This window comes from Paucibacter sediminis (assembly GCF_030254645.1).
In the GTDB taxonomy this organism is placed as follows: Bacteria; Pseudomonadota; Gammaproteobacteria; order Burkholderiales; family Burkholderiaceae_C; genus Paucibacter_B; species Paucibacter_B sediminis.
The window spans coordinates 1,686,735-1,704,978 of record NZ_CP116346.1 but is presented as its reverse complement, the minus strand read 5'-3'; the positions used below and the strand labels follow the sequence as shown (position 1 = coordinate 1,704,978).

Below are 18,244 nucleotides of genomic sequence, written 5' to 3'. Positions count from 1 at the left end.
CCCCGTCCCTGCGCTAGGCTGAGCCCACCTACATTCGTCATTCGGTCTGCACTGCCGCGGCATGTAGAACAGCGAGCGAGAAAAAAGAAAAGCGTTTCCTCATGAGCGAACTGATACTCGAGACAACAGGGCTCAGCAAGGACTTCAAGGGCTTCACGGCGGTCGACAGCGTGAACCTGCAGGTCCAGCGTGGCCATATCCACGCCCTGATCGGCCCCAACGGCGCCGGCAAGACCACCTGCTTCAACCTGCTCACCAAGTTCCTCGAGCCGACGCGCGGCAAGATCCTCTTCAACGGCATCGACATCACCGGCGAGAAGCCGGCCGAGATCGCGCGCCGCGGCGTGATCCGCTCGTTCCAGATCTCGGCCGTGTTTCCGCACCTCACCGTGCTGGAGAACGTGCGCATCGGCCTGCAGCGCTTCACCGGCACCAGCTTCCACTTCTGGAAGGGCCTCACCGGCCTGAAGCAGCTGGACGCGCGCGTGCTGGCCCTGCTGGAGCTGGTGGACCTGCGCGAGATGGCGCAGCTGAAGGCGGGCGACCTGCCCTATGGCCGCAAGCGCGCGCTGGAGATCGCCACCACCATGGCCATGGAGCCCGAGCTGATGCTGCTGGACGAGCCCACCCAGGGCATGGGCCATGAGGACGTGGAGCGCGTCACCGACCTCATCAAACGCGTGGCCGAGGGCCGCACCGTGCTGATGGTTGAACACAATATGCGCGTGATCTCGCGCATCGCCAACCGCATCACCGTGCTGGCGCGCGGCGCGGTGCTGGCCGAGGGCGATTACGACACCGTCTCCAAGCACCCCGCGGTGCTGGAAGCCTATATGGGCAGCGAAGCCGCCGAGTTGCAAGGAGCGCATTGAGCATGAGCGAGATCGCGCTGCAAATAGAGAACCTGCACGCCTGGTACGGCGAGAGCCACATCCTGCACGGCATCAGCCTGGCCGTGCCCAAGGGTCAGGTCATGACCCTCTTGGGCCGCAACGGCGCCGGCCGCACCACCACGCTGCGCGCCATCATGGGCCTGACCGGCGCGCGCAAGGGCTCGATCAAGGTGCATGGCGTGGAGAGCATCCACCTGCCAACCCACAAGATCGCCCACCTGGGCATCGGCTACTGCCCGGAAGAGCGCGGCATCTTCGCCTCGCTCAGCACCGAGGAGAACCTGCGCCTGCCGCCGCTGCTGAAGGGCGGCCGCGCCACGCCCATGAGCGAGCAGCAGATCTACGCCATGTTCCCCAATCTGGCCGAGCGCAAGCACAGCCAGGGCACGCGGCTCTCGGGCGGCGAGCAGCAGATGCTGGCGGTGGCGCGCATCCTGCGCGTGGGCGCCGACATCCTGCTGCTCGACGAGATCTCCGAAGGCCTGGCCCCGGTGATCGTGCAGGCGCTGGCGCGCATGATCAGGGCGCTCAAGGCCGAGGGCTTCACCGTCGTGATGGTGGAGCAGAACTTCCGCTTCGCCGCGCCGCTGGCCGACCATTTCGTCGTCATCGAGCATGGCGAGGTGGTGGAGTCGTTCCCGGCGTCGGAACTGCCCACCAAACAAGCCAAGCTCGACGAGCTACTCAGTGTCTGATTGATTGATCAACGATCACCTAGAAGGAGACAGTCCATGAAATCCAGCAGCTTCAAACGCATCGCCCTGGCCAGCCTGCTTGCCTGCGGCGGCGCGGCCCAGGCCCAGATCTCGGGGGATGTGGTCAAGATCGGCATCATCACCGACATGTCCAGCGTCTATGCCGACATCGACGGCGCTGGCGGCGTCGAGGCCATCAAGATGGCGATCGCTGACATGAAGGGCATGGTTGCCGGCAAGAAGATCGAGGTGCTGTTCGCCGACCACCAGAACAAGGCCGACGTGGCCGCCTCCAAGGCGCGCGAGTGGATCGACACCCAGGGCCTGGACCTGCTGATCGGCGGCACCAACTCCGGCACCAACCTGGCCATGGCCAAGATCGCGGCCGAGAAGAAGCGCCCCTTCATCTCGATCGGCGCCGGCACCTCGCGCATGACCAACGAGGATTGCACGCCCTACACCATCCACTACGCCTACGACACCGTGGCGCTGGCCAATGGCACGGGCGCGGCCGTCACCAAGGGCGGCGGCAAGAGCTGGTACTTCCTGACCGCCGACTATGCCTTCGGCGCCTCGCTGCAGAACGACACCTCGGCGGTGGTCACCAAGAGCGGCGGCACCGTCAAGGGCGCCGTCAAGCACCCGCTCAACGCCAGCGACTTCAGCTCCTTCCTGCTGCAGGCGCAGGGCTCGGGCGCGCAGATCCTGGGCCTGGCGAATGCCGGCGGCGACACCATCAACGCCATCAAGGCGGCCAACGAGTTCGGCATCACCAAGACCATGAAGCTGGCCGGCCTGCTGATGTTCATCAACGACATCCACTCGCTGGGCCTGAAGACCACCGAGGGCATGTACCTGACCGACAGCTGGTACTGGAACCAGACGCCCGAAGCGCGCGCCTGGAGCCGCCGCTTCTTCGAGAAGATGAAGCGCATGCCCTCCTCGCTGCAGGCCGCCGACTACTCGGCCACCATGCACTACCTGAAGGCCGTGGAAGCCACCAAGAGCGACGACGCCGACAAGGTGCTGGCCAAGATGAAGGACACGCCGATCAACGACTTCTACACCAAGGGCACGATCCGCAAGGAAGACGGCCGCGGCGTGCACGACATGTTCCTGCTGCAGGTGAAGAGCCTGAAGGAGTCCACCGAACCCTGGGACTACTTCAAGGTCGTGACGCGCATCCCGGGCGACGAGGCCTTTACCAAGCTGGCCGACTCCAAGTGCCCGGCCGTGAAGAAGTGATGTTGAAGGCTTGAGCAGGCTGAACCGAGATGACTGATTTCTTTGGCATACCGCTGCCCGCCCTCCTGGGGCAGCTGCTGCTGGGCCTGGTGAATGGCTCGTTCTACGCGATGCTGTCGCTGGGCCTGGCGGTCATCTTCGGCATGCTCAACATCATCAACTTCGCCCACGGCGCGCTCTACATGATGGGCGCCTTCCTGGCCTGGATGGGCCTGGAATACCTGGGCATCAACTACTGGGCCATGCTGCTGCTGGCGCCGCTGGTGGTGGGCGCGCTGGGCATCGTGATCGAGCGCGCGCTGCTGCAATGGCTCTACAAGCTGGACCATATCTATGGCCTCTTGCTGACCTTCGGCATCACCCTCGTCACCGAGGGCATCTTCCGCAGCTTCTACGGCGTCTCGGGCCAGCAGTACGCGGTGCCCGAGGCCCTGCAGGGCGCCACCAACCTGGGCTTCATGATCCTGCCCAATTACCGCGCCTGGGTGGTGGTGGCCTCCATCACCGTCTGCATCGCGGTCTGGGCCCTGATCGAGAAGACCTCGCTGGGCGCCACGCTGCGCGCCGGCACCGAGAACGCCAAGCTGGTGCAGGCCTTCGGCATCAATGTGCCGCGCATGATCACCCTCACCTACGCCGGCGGCGTGGCGCTGGCCGCCTTTGCCGGCGTGCTGGCCGCGCCCATCCTGCAGGTCTCGGCGCTGATGGGCAGCAACCTCATCATCGTGGTGTTCGCGGTGGTGGTGATCGGCGGCATGGGCTCCATCCTCGGCTCCATCCTCACCGGCCTGGGCCTGGGCGTGATCGAGGGCCTGACCAAGGTGTTCTATCCCGAGGCCTCCAACACCGTGGTGTTCGTGGTGATGGCCATCGTCTTGCTGGTCCGCCCGGCGGGTCTGTTCGGAAAAGAGAAATGAACGGAAGAAACCCCCTGCCCGGCTACGCCGCCCTGTTCATCGCCATCGCGGCGCTGCCGCTGCTGGGCGTGTACCCCATCTTCGTCATGAAGGTGCTGTGCTACGCCCTGTTCGCCTGCGCCTTCAACCTGCTGATCGGCTACACCGGCCTGCTGAGCTTCGGCCATGCCGCCTTCCTGGGCACGGCCGCCTATGTGGCCGGCCATGCGCTCAAGGTCTGGGGTCTGCCCGCGCCGCTGGGCGTGCTGCTGGGCGCGGCCTGCGCCGGCGCCATGGGCCTGCTGTTCGGCCTGCTGGCGATCAAGCGCGCCGGCATCTACTTCTCGATGATCACGCTGGCGCTGAGCCAGATGCTGTTCTTCGTGTTCCTGCAGGCCAGCTTCACCGGCGGCGAGGACGGCCTGCAATCGGTGCCGCGCGGCAGCCTGCTGGGCCTGGACCTGACGCAAGATCTGACCCTGTTCTATGTGGTGCTGGGGATCTTCATCGCCGCCTTCTGGCTGATCTACCGCACCGTGCACTCGCCCTTCGGCCAGGTGCTGACCTCGATCCGCGAGAACGAGCCGCGCGCCATCTCGCTGGGCTACGACGTCGATCGCTTCAAGCTGGTGGCCTTCGTGCTCTCGGCCACCCTGGCCGGCCTGGCCGGCGCCACCAAGACCCTGGTGCTGGGCTTTGCCACCCTCACCGACGCGATCTGGACCACCTCGGGCCTGGTGATCCTGATGACCCTGGTGGGCGGCATGGGCACCATGATCGGCCCGATGGTGGGCGCGCTGATCATCATCGCGCTGGAAAACAAGATCGGCGACCTGGGCCAGGCGCTGGCCAACCTCACCGGCATCGCCTGGTTCAACGGCCTGGGCGAATCGGTGAGCCTGGTGACCGGCCTGATCTTCATCGTCTGCGTGCTGGCCTTCCGCCGCGGCGTGGTGGGCGAGGCCTGGGCGCTGTGGGAGAAGCTGCGCGCACCCCGCGCCTCCTAGCCCCGGCCGCATGGGCGGCGGGCCGCACCGGCCCGCATGCCAGAATCCCGCCCATGAGTCCTCCCCGCGGCCCGGCCCAGATCGCCGACCTGCCCAAGTTCGATGCCCTGATCGACGCCCGCTCGCCCGCCGAGTACGCGCTCGACCACATTCCCGGCGCCATCAACTGCCCCGTGCTCGACGATGCCGAGCGCATCGTCGTCGGCACGCTCTACAAGCAGCAGGGCGCCTTCGAGGCGCGGCGCGTGGGCGGCGCGATGGTGGCGGCCAATCTGGCGCGCCATCTGCAGACCGCGTTCAAGGACAAGCCGCACGACTGGAAGCCGCTGATCTATTGCTGGCGCGGCGGCATGCGCAGCGGCTCCATGGTGCAGTGGCTGCGCCTGGTGGGCTGGGATGCCCAGCAACTGGCGGGCGGCTACAAGCGCTACCGCGCCCATGTGATCGAGTCGCTAGCCCGCCTGGCGCCGCAGCTGCCCCTGCAGGTGCTGTGCGGCGCCACCGGCAGCGCCAAGACGCGCGTGCTGCAGGCGCTGCAGCGCCAGGGCGCCCAGGTGCTGGACCTGGAGGGCCTGGCCTGCCACAAGGGCTCGATGCTGGGGGCCCTGCCCGGCCAGCCGCAGCCCTCGCAGAAAGCCTTCGAGACCACGCTGGCCGATGCCATCGAGGGCTTCGACCTCGGCCGCCCGGTGTTCGTGGAGGCCGAGAGCCGCAAGATCGGCAAGCTGAGCCTGCCCACCGCCCTGCTGGAGCGCCTGCGCGAAAGCCCATGCATCGAGATTGCCGCCAGCGACGCGGCGCGCCAGGCCTTTCTGCTGCGCGACTACGCCTACCTGGGCGAAGACCGCGAGGCCCTGGCCGCCATCCTCGACCGCCTGCGCACCACCCATGGTCATGAGGTGGTGAACCGCTGGCAGGCCTGGGCGCGCGCCGGCGAACTGGCGCCGCTGTTCGCCGAGCTCACCCAGCTGCACTACGACCCGCATTACGCGCGCTCGCAGGCCAGCAATTTCAAGCACTGGGGCGAACGGCGTCAGCTCGCCGCCGAGGCCTTGGACGAGCCGGCCATCGAGGCCTTGGCGGCCGGCTTGCTCGGCTGACGCGCGAAGACAAGCACATTGCCCGCCATCACCAGCGCCAGCCCCAGCAGCGCCGGCGCGCTCCAGGCATAGCCCTCGGCCCAGGCCGAGACGTTCAGCGCCACCACCGGGAACAGCACGGTGGCATAGGCGGCGCGCTCCGGGCCCAGGCGACCCACCAGGGTCAGGTAGGCGGTGAAGCCGATCACCGAGCCCGGGATGGCCAGGTAGAGCAGCGCGGCGCTGTAGCGCCAGCCCGGCTCGTAGCTGAAGGGCACGCCGGCCAGCAGGCAGTAGCTCAGCAGCACCAGCGTGCCCACCAGCATGCCCCAGGCATTCGTCTGCGCCGGCGCCAGGCCACGGCCCTGCAGCGCGGCCGAGAGCAGATTGCCGGTGGAAAAGCACAGCGTGCCGGCCAGCGCCCAGGCCAGGCCCTGCAGGCTCGCACTGCTGGCACGGCCGATCTCGGGCCAGAACAGCGCCAGCAAACCCGCCAGGCCCAGCAGGCCGCCGGCCAACACACGCGGCGCCAGCACGCGGCCGTGGATGAGGCGCGCCAGCAGGGCATTCCAGAGCGTGGCGCTGGAGAACACCACCGCCACCAGGCCGCTCGCCAGGGTCTGGCTGGCCTGCAGAAAGCACACGAAGTTGCAGCAGAACAGGCACAGGCCCTGGCCCAGCACCCACAGCGCGGCCTTGCCGCGCGGCGGCTGCAGGCGCCGCTGCCAGGCCAGCCAGGCAAACAGGATCAGCGCGGCCAGGCCGAAGCGGTAGGCGATCGAGAGCGGGATCGCCACCACGCCGAGCTGCCATTTCAGCGCGATCCAGGTGGTGCCCCAGATCAGCACCACCAGGGGGTAGAGAAAAATTGCATTCATGGCCGCCAGCATGGCAGGCAAGGCGCCGGAAACTTGCACGATCCTGCGCTTTGCAGCCTGCCGCGCCGGCACGGCGCGCCGGCCTTGGTTAGCATGGCGGCACCATGCCAGCTCGCCCGCTATTGCCCGAACGCGTCGACCAGGTGCTGAGCCGCTCGCGCGCCCGCGCCGAGCGCCGCGGCGCGCTGGGCGACGGCCTGGAGCTGGTGCAATGGGCCAATGCGCATGACCGCACCGCCTATCTGCAGCCCGGCCATCACACGCTCTCGGTCTATCTGGAAGGTGGCTGGCAGACCGAGCTGCTGGGCCAGCCCGGCGCCCATGGTTCGCCCGGCTGCCACTGCCTGCTGCCGGCCGAGCATGAGTCGCAATGGCTGATCGGCAGCCCGCAGCGCTTCGTGCACCTGTACTGGAGCGGCAGCGCCTGGGCCGACCGCGTGGTGCAGCTGCTCGACGCCGAGCCGCGCGGCATGAGCTTGCAGACGCGCATCTTTGCCCAGGATGCCGCGCTGGCCGGCTGGGCCCACGCGGTGACGGCGCTGGACTGGGCCGACCCGCTGCAGCGCCTGCGCGCGCAGGAGCTCAGCCATGCCGCGCTGGACCGCCTGCTGCTGCAGGCCGCCACCCCGGCACAGCGCGGCGCGGCGCTGCGGCCCCGGGGCGGCCTCGCCAGCGCCACGCGGCGCCAGCTGCTGGCCTATGTGGAAGCGCATCTGGCCGGCCCCAGCGAGGCGCTGAGCCTGGCCCGCCTGGCCGGGCTGGCGCATCTCTCCGAATTCCATTTCGCGCGCATGTTCCGTGTCGCCATGGGCTGCTCGGTGCAGCAATGGATCGCGCAACGGCGCCTGCGGCGCGCGCAGGAACTGCTGCGCCATGGTCGCATGGGGCTGGCCGAGATCGCGCTGCAATGCGGCTATGCCAGCCCCAGCCATCTGAGCCACAGCCTGAAACGCGCGCTCGGCATCACGCCCAGCCAGTACCGCAGGCAAGTTCAGGCGTAGCATCGGCGCGTCCGCGTTAGCCAACTACCGCCGCCGCCATGCCTCATACGCTCGCACCCAGCACAGGCTGGAAGGAACAGATCGCCGCCGACGAGGCCCAGCGCTTCGACGCCTATGTGGAGATCTTCCGCGCCATCCAGGCGCGCAAGTCCCGCAAATACGGCGCCGGCCGCACCCTGCACCGCAAGCAGCTGACGGCCGCCCGCGGCCTGCTGGAGGTGCTGGGCGATCTGCCCGAGTTCGCGCGCCATGGCCTGTTCGCTGCACCGGGGCGTTATGAGACCTGGCTGCGCCTGTCCAACGGCGGCCTCGACCACGCGCCCGACAAGACCCCCGACATCCGCGGCCTCGCCATCAAGGTGCTGGGCGTGCAGGGCGAGGCGGCGCTGGGCAACGGGCCCGCCAAGAGCCAGGACTTCTTGCTCATCAACCAGGAGAAGTTCGCCTTCCCCAGGAGCGACGAGTTCGTGGCCTTCGTGCAGGCGGCCGCCGATGGCGGCGGCGCGCTGCTCAAGCACCTCTTCAAGCGCTACGGCCCGCTGGGCGGCGTGGCGCAGCTGGCCAGCATGCTCAAGACCGTGAGCCGGCCCTTCGGCGGCTTTGCCACCGAGCCCCTGCACAGCGTGCTGCCGATCGCCTGCGGCCCCTACGCGGTGCGCGTGCGCCTGGTGCCGGCCGCGTCCAATGGCGGCGCCAAGCCGGGCGCCAAGGCGAAGAAAAAGGCAGCTGACTTTTGGGGCGCCGACTTCGCCGCCCGCCTGGCCAGCCAGGAGCTGGCCTGGGAGCTGCAGCTGCAGCCCTTCGTGAACGAGAGCCACACGCCGATCGAGGACGCCTCGGTGAACTGGGACACGCCCTACACCACCGTGGCGCGCCTGCTGCTGCCGCAGCAGGACAGCGGCTCCGCGGCCGGCCAGGCGCTGGCACAGCAGGCCGAGGCCGGCGTGTTCGACCCCTGGCAGGCCCTGGCCGCACACCGCCCGCTGGGCGAGGTGCAGCGCGCGCGCAAGGTGGTGTACTTCGCCAGCCAGCAGGGCCGCGGCGCGGCATAGACCAACAGTCTGCCGCCCCCATGCGCCGCTCATCCAGCTTTGTTCTCTTGGCCGCCCTGCTGCTCGCGCTGGCCGGCGCCGCCCGGGCCGCGGATGGCGACATCCTCGCGCGCACGACCATGGCCGTGCCCGCGGACGCGCCCTATGTGGCCGAGCAGATCATCTACGAGTCGGACGGGCTGCGCATCGCCGGCTTTCTGTCCTATCCCAAGTCCGCGCCCGCCGGGCCGGCCCGGCTGCCCTGCGTGATCTGGAACCGCGGCGGCAACCGCGAATTCGGCGCCATCACGCCCGCCTTCTTCCTCGCGCGGGCCGCGCGCCTGGCGAGCTGGGGCTATGTGCTGTTCGCCTCCAACTACCGGGGCGCGCCGGGCTCGGAGGGCCGCGAGGAATTCGGCGGCGCCGATGTCAACGATGTGCTGAACGGGCTGCGCGTGTTCGACCAGCTGCCCTTTGCCGACCAGGCGCGCATCGGCATGTGGGGGCACTCGCGCGGCGGCATGATGACCTATCTGGCGCTCACCCGCAGCGACCGCATCCGCGCCGCCATCGTCGGCGCGGGGCCGACCGACCTGGCCCGCTGGATCCGCGAGCGGCCCGAGATGGAAAGCGAGGTCGCGGCCGAGCTGGTGCCGCAATGGGCCACGCAGCGCAGCAAGGCCATCGCCGAGCGCTCGGCGCTGCGCTTCGTCGAGCGCCTGCCGAAGAACGTGCCCATGCTGCTGATGCACGGCAGCGCCGACAAGCGCGTCAACCCGCGCGACTCGATGGACATGGCCCAGGCCCTGTTCGCCAGCCAGCGGCCGTTCCGGCTCTTGATCGTCGAGGGCGCCGACCACACCTTCAGCGAACGCCCCGACGACTACAACCTCGCCGCGCGCGACTGGCTGGACCGCTACGTACGCGACCGCGCCCCGCTGCCCGACCTGACGCCGCATGGGCGCTGACGATCGTCAGCGCCCATGCGCCTCCAGATCACCCCATCGCCATAACGCCTCGGGCACGCGCATACCCTGAGGCGGCCATCGGCGTCAGCAGCGAAACTTGCGGGGTGCCGTATTCGCCGGGCTGATATTGAGATTGAGGCGTGGATTGGCGGGCGAGCCATGGAAACCAAATAGGGGCGCGCGGTGCGGCTCAGGCACACGGCCGATGGCAGGGAGCGCGACCGTGTGATGCAGAAAAACTGCGCCCTGGAACCTAGTTGGGCCTCAAGATCGCTCACCCTATTCACACTACCACCGCAGCAAAACATGCCCATCAAGCTCTCATTTGCACTCAGCCTTCTGTGCCTCAGTCTCAGCGCATGCCAGACTACCCCGAAGACCGAGAGTGCCAGCAACGGTCCTGCCAAACAGGAGAGGTCCGCCACGGCAAATGTCGCTTCGCAGGAGGACCCATTTGCCTATATCAAGGCGAACTGGACCGAGCAAAGCATTTCAGTGTTAGCACAGTCGAAACTGCCCGCCAATATTCAACGGGTGCATATGCTGCTGCTAACCCTCCCAAAGGTAGTGAGCAAGTCTCCGTGTCCCATGGCCGAACTTCTTGAGGTTAGGGCGACAGTTGCGGATGGCAAGGAAGTAGAGGCCTGGACGACGCGCGTTTGCGGCAAGGTAGAGGAGTATCTAGCCACGTCGATTCCAAACAAGTGAGAGAAGTTGTGCAATTGAGGCCTAACCTCCCGCTAAACCGGACCCGCAACGGCATGCTGCTTTCGGGTCGAATTCCATTCTGGCCCTCCGGCATCATGCCGTTGCGGGACGATTAGCTTCAACGCTAGGCCGCTGACGAGATGGTGCCATCAGTCCAAAAAACTCTTGACCTCACTCCGGAGCTCCTGCGAGCGACCGCGGAAGAGCTTGGTTGGCTTGAATCTAGCGAGTCGTTAATCGTTCAGAGAATTGAGGCGTTGGCGGATCCATCGTCATTACCTCAAGCATCGCAACGGACGAGAGCGTTGCTCAAGGGATCTTTACTTCTGTATCTGTTCGCCATCTGGGAAGCACACCTTCCGCCGGACTTTAAAGAATGGATGACTGAACTTGAGTTGCAAGAGTTCGAGGCGTACGAGCACATACGAGACTCGGTCGCTCACGCCAAACTTGGCCAGCGCGCCGAATTCAGAAGGAGGCGAAAGGCATTTGAGGCCTTTCACCCATTTGCAGGTGTGTCCTGGGATTCACATACTGACGCAATAGACATCGCGGACTCTTTCGTAGTGAACGAATTCTTCAGCTTCATGATGGGCATGTCCGCGCAATTGGCCGGCCGGATCCATGGTGATGTCAAACCGATTCGGAAGTGAACGTGAGCAATCAGTTTGCGGCCCATAAAGTGCGGCCCGACCAATTACAGGGACTTCCCGCTGCGTCAAGACCGTCGCATTGAATTTATTCTCATCAAGACCTGACCCTGGTTGATCGCTGTTGCACACGCCGACGTTTGAAGGACTGACCAGAGAACAAACTGCCACTCTAGAAACGGCCTTTTTGCATGCGTCGCCACCCGCGGCGAACGTGAGCCCGAACCGCCGCTCGATCCGCCTCGCATCCAAGCTCGTACTCCCTTCCTCACAGCCGGTCAACGTCACATGAAACTACTGCCCGCCATCTTGATCGCCCTCATGCTTGCCCAGGCACATGCCGCGCATGCCGAGCCATCGGCCATATCGACGCTGGCTGGCCAGTGGGCGGTCGATGTCTCGCGCCTGCCCATCCCCGCCGAAGTGCGCCCGCGAAGTGTCACGCTCACGTTTGCGGAAGCGGCAGGCGGCCGCCTGGCGACCAGGGTCGAGGTGGTGGACGCTGCCGGCGCCATCAGCTACGCCGAGAGCGTGGCCGAACTCAATGGCAGCCCCGTGGCCGTCAAGGGCAACCTCGAAGCCGACACGGCCGCCGCAGCGATGCCAGCGCCTGGCGTGCTGATCATGCAGCTGGCCAGAAGCGGGGTGCCGGGGTCGACGCGCGTCTACACGGTGGCCGCCGATCGAAAGTCCATGATCGAGACCGCGGCCAACTTCGGCGATGACGGCCGCCCCTTCATGCGCACCAACTACTTCAGCCGTTTGCGCTAGCTGTCGATTTGTCTGGCACTGCTTCGTCGTCGCCTTATCGGGATCCACCCACATCAGGAGAAAAGGCCATGCGATTCATCATCACGGCACAGGCAAGTGCGGACACGAAGACGGCCGAGCAGCCCGCGGGCTTCGACGCGGAACTCTTCAAGGCCTATATGCGCTTCAACGAGGAGATGCACAGTGCCGGCGTTCTGGTCGCCTCCGAGGGCCTCAACCCCGCTGCGCCGGGCGCCCGCATCGCGGTAGCCGATGGCAGGCGCTATGTGGTGGATGGGCCCTTCGCGGAGTCGAAGGAGCTGGTCGGCGGCTTCTACCTCATCGAGGTGGGCTCGCTGGACGAGGCGATCCAATGGGCGCTGCGCGCGCCGTCCGGTTTCGGCTCGGACGATATCCTGGAGGTTCGCCAGCTCACCGGTGCGGCCGACCTGCCGCCCGAGATCCTCAAGCTCATCGACGCGGCGGCGCCGACGTGGAGCGCAGCGGTCTGGCGTTCAAGGCCTTAACGAAAGAAGACAGAAAGAAAGAAAGGCATCCAGCCCATGATCACCTGCCATCTCCGCTACGTCCTCGATCCGAGCAAGATCAAGGAGTTCGAGCATTACGGCAAGCTCTGGATTCCGCTCGTGCGCAAGTTTGGCGGCATCCACCACGGCTATCTGCTGCCCTCGGAGGGCGCCAGCAATATCGCGCTGGCCTCGTTCTCTTTCCCCTCGCTCGCGGCCTACGAGGACTACCGCAACAAGTCCTTCGGCGACCCCGAATGCCAGGCCGCCTTCAGGTATGCGGAGCAAACGCGTTGCTTCCTCAGCTACGAGCGCAGCTTCTTCCGGCCGGTGTTCGAGTGAGTCAGAAAGCGGCCGTCTCGTTTCGGTAGCGCCGGCAGCGCCCGCTCAGAGCCGGGCGTATTGCCCCGTCACGCCGTCCATCACCTGCAGGATGCGCTCGCTGGCCGTGAACACCTCGCCCTGCGCGCGCGCGTCGGCCTGGGCCGGGCGCAGGCCGCGTAGCGCGGCGCTGAAGAAGGCGTACTGCTGCTCCACCAGTTCCAGGCCCTGCCGGATGGCGGCGTTGTTGTCGGTGGCCGCCTTGAGCTGGGCATGCGCGGCCTGGAATTCCTGCTGGGCCTGGGCCAGCACCCTGACCTGCGCATCGGCATGGGCAACGCCCCAGCTGGCGGCGAGATAGCTGGCCGCCATGCGCTGGCTGAGCATGCGCTGGCGCCCCGCCAGGTTGACCAGGCGGCCGACCGTCTGCTTGCCTGAGAGCTGCTCCAGCTGTTCGGTGCCCTGATGGGCCAGGGCCAGCACCTTGTCGCCGGCGGCCAGCAGCGCGTCCGCGGCAGCCTTGCGGGGGGCCTGACCGACCAGGGTGAGCTTGTAGGCGCTCCAGCCCGCGTCCAGTTCGGCGTAGACGGCGCGCGGGCCGCTGGCGCTGGCAAAGGCGCGCAGCTCGACCAACGCGCGGTCGAACTGCGCCATCGATTCGGCCAGCACCTTTTCGGCCTGCTCGGTCCGAACCCCCTGGCCCAGGGCCAGCCAGGCGCTGGCGCAGCGCTGGCTCAACATGCGCTGGCGGCCGGCCTTGTTGATGGCGTCGTTCAGATCCTTGACCTGGGCCAGGGCCGGCTTCGCGCCCAACAACGCGGGCAGCAGGACGACGGTTAGGAGGGAACGGCGGGCAATGGGCATGGGATCTCCCCGGTGTTTGCGCAACAGGCCTTGCAAATCGCAAGCAAGCCAATTTCGCAATATCGGTGATCCGGGCGGCGCTGACCTTGATGTGGTTTGGGTTCGCGCAATCCGGGCCTCAGCCCGCCAGGGCCACGTAGACCTCCTGCACATCGTCGTTGGCGTCGATGGCAGCGAGGAAGGCTTCCACTTCTTCCAGCTCGGCCGCGCCCAGCGTCACCGGGTTCTTGGGCCGGTAGCCCAGCTTGGCCGAGTTGACGTTGAAGCCCTGCGCCGGCAGCGCGCGGCAGACCAGGTCGAGGTCGGCCGCATCGGTATAGAACTGCGCACCGCCGCCCTCGCCGCTCTCTGCTTCATCCGCTTCCAGCAGCTCGAAGTCCTGCGCGCCCGCCTCGATGGCGGCCAGCTCGGCGTCGGCATCGGGCCGGGTGGGGCTGGCCTCGATGATGCCCACATGGTCGAAATCCCAGCTCACCGAGCCGCTCACGCCCAGCTGGCCCTTGCGGAACAGCACGCGCATCTCGGGCGCGGTGCGGTTCACGTTGTCGGTCAGGCATTCGACGATCACCGCCACGCGGTGCGGCGCAAAGCCCTCGTAGGTGACGCGCTCGAAGTTCACCGCGTCGCCCAGCAGGCCGGCGCCCTTCTTGATGGCGCGCTCCAGCGTCTCGCGCGGCATCGAGGCCTTCTTGGCCTGCTCCACCACCATGCGCAGCCGCGCATTCATGTCGGGGTCGGCGCCATTGCGCGCCGCCAGCATGATTTCCTTGGACAGCTTGGTGAACATGCGGCCCTTGGCATTGGCCGCGATGTCCTTGTGTTTGGCCTTCCACTGTGCGCCCATGTTTTTCTTCCTAAACTCCGGTTTCTTGATGGCGCAGGGTTATACACCCTCAAGCCTTGAGCATGGGCCAAATGCTCGCCAACAGCAGCACGGCCATGGTGGTGTTGAAGGCGCGGCGCTTGGCCGGCTCGGCCAGTTGGCGGCTCAGCCGGGCGCCGGCATAGGTCCAGACGGCGATGCATGGGAAGTTCACCAGCGCGCACACCAGCGCCAGCAGGCAGGCCGCCAGCGCCCCCTCGCCGGGTGCCAGAAAACCCGCCACCGCCCCGATGGCCATCATCCAGGCCTTGGGGTTGACCCACTGGAAGCCGGCCGCGGCCCAGAAGCCCATGCGCGGCCCGGCGGCCACTGCCGATGCTTCAGCGTCCACGCCGGCACGCGGCGCCTCGGCACGCCAGAGGCGCCAGGCCAGCCAGACCAGATAGGCGATGCCCACGGCCTTCATCGCCAGGCCCACCCGGGGCCATTGCAGCAGCAGCGCGCCCAGGCCCAGGCCGGTGGCGGCCAGCAGCACCATGAAGCCGATGCTGATGCCCAGCATATGCGGCGTGCTGGCCTTGAAGCCATGGTTCACGCCGGAGGCCAGCAGCATCATGTTGTTGGGGCCGGGCGTGATGGAGGTGACGGTGGCAAACGCGGCCACGGCGAGCAGGGTGGGCAGATCCATCATGGTGACAAAAAGCAGGCTGGCGGGAATGTCTACAGTCTGATGCCTCAAACAGTACAGCACCAATACAGTTGGACGCACAGCGCCCTGTGCTGTGACGGTGGCGCCGGCAACACAGCCGGCCTGCCCCGCGCCGCGGTGACAATGGCGGCATGAGTTCCGCCGCGCCTGTTGCACCCACTCGCCTACAGCTCTACCTCAACCTGATCCGCTGGGATCGTCCGGCCGGCACCTGGCTGCTGCTGTGGCCCACGCTGGCGGCGCTGTGGATCGCCGCGGACGGCTGGCCCGGCTGGCATCTGCTGCTGGTGTTCTCGCTGGGCACCCTGCTGATGCGCTCGGCCGGCTGCTGCATCAACGATGTGGCCGACCGCGAGTTCGACAAGCATGTCAAGCGCACCGCGCAGCGCCCCGTCACCAGCGGGGCGGTGTCGGTGAAGGAGGCGCTGCTGCTGGGGGCAGGTCTTGCGCTGGCGGCCTTCGGCCTGGTGCTGACGACCAATGCGCCCACCATCCTGCTCTCCTTCGCGGCGCTGGCGGTGGCCTGCCTCTACCCCTATGCCAAGCGCGTGCTGAGCATGCCGCAGGCCGTCCTGGGCGTGGCCTTCAGCTTCGGCATCCCGATGGCCTTCGCGGCCTCGCTGGGCGGCACCGAGTGGAGCCTGGCGGCGATCGGCGCGGCCGTGCCCAAGAGCGCCTGGGCCCTGCTGCTGGGCAATCTGTTCTGGGTGCTGGCCTACGACACCGAGTACGCGATGGTGGATCGCGACGACGACATCAAGATCGGCATCAAGACCTCGGCCCTGACGCTGGGCCGCTGGGACGTGGCCGCGGTGATGGGCTTCTACGCCATCTACCTGCTGAGCTGGGCTTTCCTCGGCCTGCGCCTGGGCCTGGGCCGGGTGTTCCTGCTGGGCATCGCGGCCGCGGCGGCCCAGGTGCTGTGGCATTACCAGCTCATCAAGGGCCGCAGCCGCGAGGGCTGCTTCAGGGCCTTTCGTGAGAACCACTGGCTGGGGCTGGCGGTGTTTGCGGGCACGGTGGCGGACCTGGCGTTGCGCTGAGTTCGCGATGCAGCCAGGCGCGCGCCAGTGACCAGTCGCGCTTGACGGTGGCCAGCGAGAGCGCCAGCACCTCGGCGATCTCCTCGTTCTCCAGCCCGCCGAAGAAGCGCAGCTCCACCACCTTGGCGGCGCGCGGGTCGAAGGCCTCCAGCGCCAGCAGGGCCTCGTGCACCGCCACCACATCGCGGTCGGCCGGCAGCGCCAGCTGCTCCATGCCGGAGAGCGTGAGCGCCACCAGCTCGGCATCGCGCTTCTCGGCGCGCCGCGCCAGCTCGTGGTTGACGAGGATGCGGCGCATCATCATCGAGGCCACGGCGAGGAAGTGGCTGCGGTTGCGCCACTGGGTGCGCACCTGCTCGGCCATGCGGAACCAGGCCTCGTGCGAGAGCGCGGTGGCCGAGAGCGTATGGCCGGCGTCCTCGCGCCGCAGATGGCCGCGCGCCAGGCGGCGCAGCTCGCCGTAAAGGGCCGCGAACAGCTGGTTGCCCAGCTCGGGGCGCGGCTCCGGCGTCAGCGCCTGCTGCTGGCTGAGCCAGAGCGTCAACTCGTTCAGGTCCGGTGTGGGGCTGCCCTGGTTCACTTTTGGCTTGCTCAGATTTTTTTCGGGGGTGATGAGCTTTTTGCGTGTGCGGCGCGGCGTAAGCGTACAGGTCCGATTTTCTTTTTGTTCCCTCGCTTCAGGAGCCCGCCATGTCCAAGACGCAACGCCCTTACGCAAAGCAACATCATCATCATCAACTCGCCGCCCGCATCGCCATGCTACTCGGGGCCGCGGCCCTGAGCGCCTGCGGCGGCGGCGACCCCGAAGCGCCCGCCACGCCGGCTCCGGCTCCGGCTCCCGCGCCCTCCCCTGCCCCTGCCCCTGCCCCTGCCCCTGCCCCTGCCCCTGCACCTGCACCTGCACCTGCACCTGCACCCGCTCCCACGCCTGCGCCTGCCCCGGCGCCCGCGCCCTCCCCGGCCAGCTGCGGCAGCATGAAGACCCTCAGTGCCAGCGCCCTGGCCGCCTTTGACGGCAGCTACGCGGTGAAGGTGTTCGACGGCAATAGCTTCAGCGAACTGGGCGGCGGCACGCTGGTGCTGAGCGGCAGCGCCTTGCAGTTCACCCCCGCCGCCGGCCTCAGCGGCTCGACGGCGGCATCGGCGACCGTCAGCGCGGTGTGCGAGAACACCGATGCCAGCGGCAAGGCCATCGGCGTGGTGGCGGTGATCGACGCCAACCGCCACATCGACTTCTTCTCGCCCGCCTTCAGCGGGCTCTACACCTCGGGCAGCGACCTGGGCAGCAGCGGCAATCGCTATATGCAGGGCTCAGCACCCAAGGCCGGCGCCCAAGGCGCGCCCACCGGCAGCACCGAGTGCACGCCCCTGGTGGCCAAGGCCGGCGATTCGGTGACCTACCGCCAGAGCGCCAACCAGGCCGGCTCCACGCCTTACACGGTCAAGTACGACTTCAGCGCCGGCAGCTACAAGGGCCAGGCGGCCACCGTCGGCACGGTCAGCGTTGTGGGCGTGACGGCCGCGCAGGCGGGCGTCGGCAACTTCTATCTGGACCCCGTCACCGGCGTGGCGCTGGGCCAGGACGCCGCCGCGGCGGGCGCCAACGACACCGTCACCAGCTACGACCCGCCGGACTGGCAGCAGCGCCTCACCAATGCGGGCATCCCGGGCGGCAGCAGCGGCAAGATCAATGTCACCGCCACCATCACCGGCAAGAGCGTCACCGATGCCTTCGCACCGCTGGGCGGCGCCAGCGCCATCGTGATGAAGTACGAATTCGTGGTGAACCGCGACGCCAATGAGAGCGTCAGCACCGCGGCCGGCAGCTTTGCCAACGCCTGCAAGTTCCGCGTCGAGTTCGCGCTCAAGGACTTCCAGGTGCAGGGCCCGGCCGCCAGCAGCCCGCTGCTGGCCACCATGCTGCCCATCCTGCAATCCAGCTTCGCGGTGCCCACCAACACCACGCTGTGGACCAGCAATGCCGTGCCCTTCATGCTGCCCAAGAGCGTGACCACGATGACGCTGGCGGCGCCGGTCGGCACGGTCATCAGCACGCAGGAATTGATCGCGGTCACGAAGGCGCCGCGTTGAGCCAGAAACAGGGGTCAGGTCATGCCCCCGTGCCGGCCGGCGCGGGGGCAAATGCGCATAGCCAG

21 protein-coding genes are annotated in these 18,244 nt (G+C 67.5%); 16 read left to right on the top strand and 5 right to left on the bottom strand.

Annotation, left to right across the window (positions count from 1 at the left end):
- Positions 1 to 101: 101 nt before the first annotated feature.
- The 6 genes from PFX98_RS07705 to mnmH are packed head-to-tail and all read left to right on the top strand — an operon-like array spanning position 102 to position 5,836.
- Positions 102 to 872, top strand: coding sequence for an ABC transporter ATP-binding protein (locus PFX98_RS07705; protein WP_285234604.1), 771 nt, complete (start codon positions 102 to 104; stop codon positions 870 to 872).
- A gap of 2 nt (positions 873 to 874) precedes the next feature.
- Positions 875 to 1,588: an ABC transporter ATP-binding protein gene (locus PFX98_RS07700; RefSeq protein WP_285234603.1), complete on the top strand. Its 714-nt coding sequence runs from the start codon at positions 875 to 877 to the stop codon at positions 1,586 to 1,588.
- A 36-nt stretch (positions 1,589 to 1,624) separates the two neighbouring features.
- Positions 1,625 to 2,833, top strand: a complete 1,209-nt coding sequence (locus PFX98_RS07695; protein WP_285234602.1) for an ABC transporter substrate-binding protein — start codon at positions 1,625 to 1,627, stop codon at positions 2,831 to 2,833.
- 29 nt (positions 2,834 to 2,862) lie between these two features.
- Entirely contained in the window at positions 2,863 to 3,750 is an 888-nt protein-coding gene (locus PFX98_RS07690; protein ID WP_285234601.1) for a branched-chain amino acid ABC transporter permease, read from the top strand.
- Positions 3,747 to 4,736, top strand: coding sequence for a branched-chain amino acid ABC transporter permease (locus PFX98_RS07685; RefSeq protein ID WP_285234600.1), 990 nt, complete (start codon positions 3,747 to 3,749; stop codon positions 4,734 to 4,736). Before PFX98_RS07690 ends, PFX98_RS07685 begins: the two co-directional genes overlap by 4 nt.
- 53 nt (positions 4,737 to 4,789) lie before the next feature.
- On the top strand, positions 4,790 to 5,836 hold the full coding sequence (gene mnmH, locus PFX98_RS07680) for a tRNA 2-selenouridine(34) synthase MnmH (protein ID WP_285234599.1): 1,047 nt from the start codon (positions 4,790 to 4,792) through the stop codon (positions 5,834 to 5,836).
- On the opposite strand, the gene PFX98_RS07675 is transcribed toward mnmH, so the two are convergent.
- The gene (locus PFX98_RS07675; RefSeq protein WP_285234598.1) at positions 5,770 to 6,693 is read right to left on the bottom strand and encodes a DMT family transporter; all 924 of its coding nucleotides are present in this window, start codon (positions 6,691 to 6,693) and stop codon (positions 5,770 to 5,772) included. The two genes, mnmH and PFX98_RS07675, sit on opposite strands and share 67 nt — an antisense overlap.
- A 104-nt stretch (positions 6,694 to 6,797) precedes the next feature.
- Between PFX98_RS07675 and PFX98_RS07670 the strand changes: the two genes are divergently transcribed.
- The 8 genes from PFX98_RS07670 (at position 6,798) to PFX98_RS07635 (ending at position 12,670) form a co-directional block, all read left to right on the top strand.
- Positions 6,798 to 7,694, top strand: a complete 897-nt coding sequence (locus PFX98_RS07670) for a helix-turn-helix transcriptional regulator (RefSeq protein WP_285234597.1) — start codon at positions 6,798 to 6,800, stop codon at positions 7,692 to 7,694.
- Between the two features lie 38 nt (positions 7,695 to 7,732).
- Positions 7,733 to 8,746 carry a catalase family protein gene (locus tag PFX98_RS07665; RefSeq protein WP_285234596.1) on the top strand — a complete coding sequence of 338 codons (1,014 nt, stop codon included), beginning with the start codon at positions 7,733 to 7,735 and terminating at the stop codon, positions 8,744 to 8,746.
- A 20-nt stretch (positions 8,747 to 8,766) separates the two neighbouring features.
- The gene (locus PFX98_RS07660) at positions 8,767 to 9,693 is read left to right on the top strand and encodes an alpha/beta hydrolase family protein (protein WP_285234595.1); all 927 of its coding nucleotides are present in this window, start codon (positions 8,767 to 8,769) and stop codon (positions 9,691 to 9,693) included.
- A gap of 306 nt (positions 9,694 to 9,999) precedes the next feature.
- Complete coding sequence (locus PFX98_RS07655; RefSeq protein WP_285234594.1) at positions 10,000 to 10,401, top strand: hypothetical protein; 402 nt, start codon at positions 10,000 to 10,002, stop codon at positions 10,399 to 10,401.
- A 140-nt stretch (positions 10,402 to 10,541) separates the two neighbouring features.
- Positions 10,542 to 11,054 (top strand): hypothetical protein, encoded by a 513-nt coding sequence (locus PFX98_RS07650; protein ID WP_285234593.1) that lies wholly within the window; start codon positions 10,542 to 10,544, stop codon positions 11,052 to 11,054.
- A 285-nt stretch (positions 11,055 to 11,339) separates the two neighbouring features.
- Positions 11,340 to 11,822: a hypothetical protein gene (locus PFX98_RS07645; protein ID WP_285234592.1), complete on the top strand. Its 483-nt coding sequence runs from the start codon at positions 11,340 to 11,342 to the stop codon at positions 11,820 to 11,822.
- 68 nt (positions 11,823 to 11,890) lie between these two features.
- Entirely contained in the window at positions 11,891 to 12,328 is a 438-nt protein-coding gene (locus tag PFX98_RS07640; protein WP_285234591.1) for a YciI family protein, read from the top strand.
- Between the two features lie 36 nt (positions 12,329 to 12,364).
- Positions 12,365 to 12,670, top strand: a complete 306-nt coding sequence (locus tag PFX98_RS07635) for an NIPSNAP family protein (protein WP_285234590.1) — start codon at positions 12,365 to 12,367, stop codon at positions 12,668 to 12,670.
- Positions 12,671 to 12,715: 45 nt separating this feature from the next.
- Here the strand turns inward: PFX98_RS07635 and PFX98_RS07630 are convergent, their stop codons facing one another.
- The 3 genes from PFX98_RS07630 to PFX98_RS07620 all read right to left on the bottom strand — a co-directional run bounded on the left by PFX98_RS07630 (position 12,716) and on the right by PFX98_RS07620 (position 15,027).
- Positions 12,716 to 13,513, bottom strand: a complete 798-nt coding sequence (locus tag PFX98_RS07630) for a type IV pili methyl-accepting chemotaxis transducer N-terminal domain-containing protein (protein WP_285234589.1) — start codon at positions 13,511 to 13,513, stop codon at positions 12,716 to 12,718.
- A 118-nt stretch (positions 13,514 to 13,631) separates the two neighbouring features.
- Positions 13,632 to 14,357, bottom strand: a complete 726-nt coding sequence (locus PFX98_RS07625; RefSeq protein ID WP_285234588.1) for a YebC/PmpR family DNA-binding transcriptional regulator — start codon at positions 14,355 to 14,357, stop codon at positions 13,632 to 13,634.
- A gap of 49 nt (positions 14,358 to 14,406) precedes the next feature.
- On the bottom strand, positions 14,407 to 15,027 hold the full coding sequence (locus PFX98_RS07620; protein ID WP_285234587.1) for a LysE family translocator: 621 nt from the start codon (positions 15,025 to 15,027) through the stop codon (positions 14,407 to 14,409).
- Positions 15,028 to 15,176: 149 nt separating this feature from the next.
- Here PFX98_RS07620 and ubiA point away from each other — a divergent pair, with 149 nt between their 5' ends.
- Positions 15,177 to 16,088, top strand: a complete 912-nt coding sequence (gene ubiA / locus PFX98_RS07615) for a 4-hydroxybenzoate octaprenyltransferase (protein WP_285234586.1) — start codon at positions 15,177 to 15,179, stop codon at positions 16,086 to 16,088.
- Here ubiA and PFX98_RS07610 read toward each other — a convergent pair.
- Entirely contained in the window at positions 16,012 to 16,668 is a 657-nt protein-coding gene (locus tag PFX98_RS07610) for an ECF-type sigma factor (protein ID WP_285234585.1), read from the bottom strand. The two genes, ubiA and PFX98_RS07610, sit on opposite strands and share 77 nt — an antisense overlap.
- A gap of 395 nt (positions 16,669 to 17,063) precedes the next feature.
- On the opposite strand from PFX98_RS07610, the gene PFX98_RS07605 reads away from it, so the two are divergent.
- A complete protein-coding gene (locus PFX98_RS07605; protein ID WP_285234584.1) occupies positions 17,064 to 18,179 on the top strand; it encodes a hypothetical protein in 1,116 nt (371 codons plus the stop codon).
- Positions 18,180 to 18,244 lie beyond the last annotated feature (65 nt).

What these genes read in the sequence shown, in the direction of transcription:
- PFX98_RS07705 (WP_285234604.1), top strand. Translation starts at nt 102, where the DNA reads ATGAGCGAACTGATACTCGAGACAACAGGGCTCAGCAAGGACTTCAAG.
- PFX98_RS07700 (WP_285234603.1), top strand. Translation starts at nt 875, where the DNA reads ATGAGCGAGATCGCGCTGCAAATAGAGAACCTGCACGCCTGGTACGGC.
- PFX98_RS07695 (WP_285234602.1), top strand. Translation starts at nt 1,625, where the DNA reads ATGAAATCCAGCAGCTTCAAACGCATCGCCCTGGCCAGCCTGCTTGCC.
- PFX98_RS07690 (WP_285234601.1), top strand. Translation starts at nt 2,863, where the DNA reads ATGACTGATTTCTTTGGCATACCGCTGCCCGCCCTCCTGGGGCAGCTG.
- PFX98_RS07685 (WP_285234600.1), top strand. Translation starts at nt 3,747, where the DNA reads ATGAACGGAAGAAACCCCCTGCCCGGCTACGCCGCCCTGTTCATCGCC.
- mnmH (WP_285234599.1), top strand. Translation starts at nt 4,790, where the DNA reads ATGAGTCCTCCCCGCGGCCCGGCCCAGATCGCCGACCTGCCCAAGTTC.
- PFX98_RS07675 (WP_285234598.1), bottom strand. Translation starts at nt 6,693, where the DNA reads ATGAATGCAATTTTTCTCTACCCCCTGGTGGTGCTGATCTGGGGCACC.
- PFX98_RS07670 (WP_285234597.1), top strand. Translation starts at nt 6,798, where the DNA reads ATGCCAGCTCGCCCGCTATTGCCCGAACGCGTCGACCAGGTGCTGAGC.
- PFX98_RS07665 (WP_285234596.1), top strand. Translation starts at nt 7,733, where the DNA reads ATGCCTCATACGCTCGCACCCAGCACAGGCTGGAAGGAACAGATCGCC.
- PFX98_RS07660 (WP_285234595.1), top strand. Translation starts at nt 8,767, where the DNA reads ATGCGCCGCTCATCCAGCTTTGTTCTCTTGGCCGCCCTGCTGCTCGCG.
- PFX98_RS07655 (WP_285234594.1), top strand. Translation starts at nt 10,000, where the DNA reads ATGCCCATCAAGCTCTCATTTGCACTCAGCCTTCTGTGCCTCAGTCTC.
- PFX98_RS07650 (WP_285234593.1), top strand. Translation starts at nt 10,542, where the DNA reads ATGGTGCCATCAGTCCAAAAAACTCTTGACCTCACTCCGGAGCTCCTG.
- PFX98_RS07645 (WP_285234592.1), top strand. Translation starts at nt 11,340, where the DNA reads ATGAAACTACTGCCCGCCATCTTGATCGCCCTCATGCTTGCCCAGGCA.
- PFX98_RS07640 (WP_285234591.1), top strand. Translation starts at nt 11,891, where the DNA reads ATGCGATTCATCATCACGGCACAGGCAAGTGCGGACACGAAGACGGCC.
- PFX98_RS07635 (WP_285234590.1), top strand. Translation starts at nt 12,365, where the DNA reads ATGATCACCTGCCATCTCCGCTACGTCCTCGATCCGAGCAAGATCAAG.
- PFX98_RS07630 (WP_285234589.1), bottom strand. Translation starts at nt 13,513, where the DNA reads ATGCCCATTGCCCGCCGTTCCCTCCTAACCGTCGTCCTGCTGCCCGCG.
- PFX98_RS07625 (WP_285234588.1), bottom strand. Translation starts at nt 14,357, where the DNA reads ATGGGCGCACAGTGGAAGGCCAAACACAAGGACATCGCGGCCAATGCC.
- PFX98_RS07620 (WP_285234587.1), bottom strand. Translation starts at nt 15,027, where the DNA reads ATGATGGATCTGCCCACCCTGCTCGCCGTGGCCGCGTTTGCCACCGTC.
- ubiA (WP_285234586.1), top strand. Translation starts at nt 15,177, where the DNA reads ATGAGTTCCGCCGCGCCTGTTGCACCCACTCGCCTACAGCTCTACCTC.
- PFX98_RS07605 (WP_285234584.1), top strand. Translation starts at nt 17,064, where the DNA reads ATGAAGACCCTCAGTGCCAGCGCCCTGGCCGCCTTTGACGGCAGCTAC.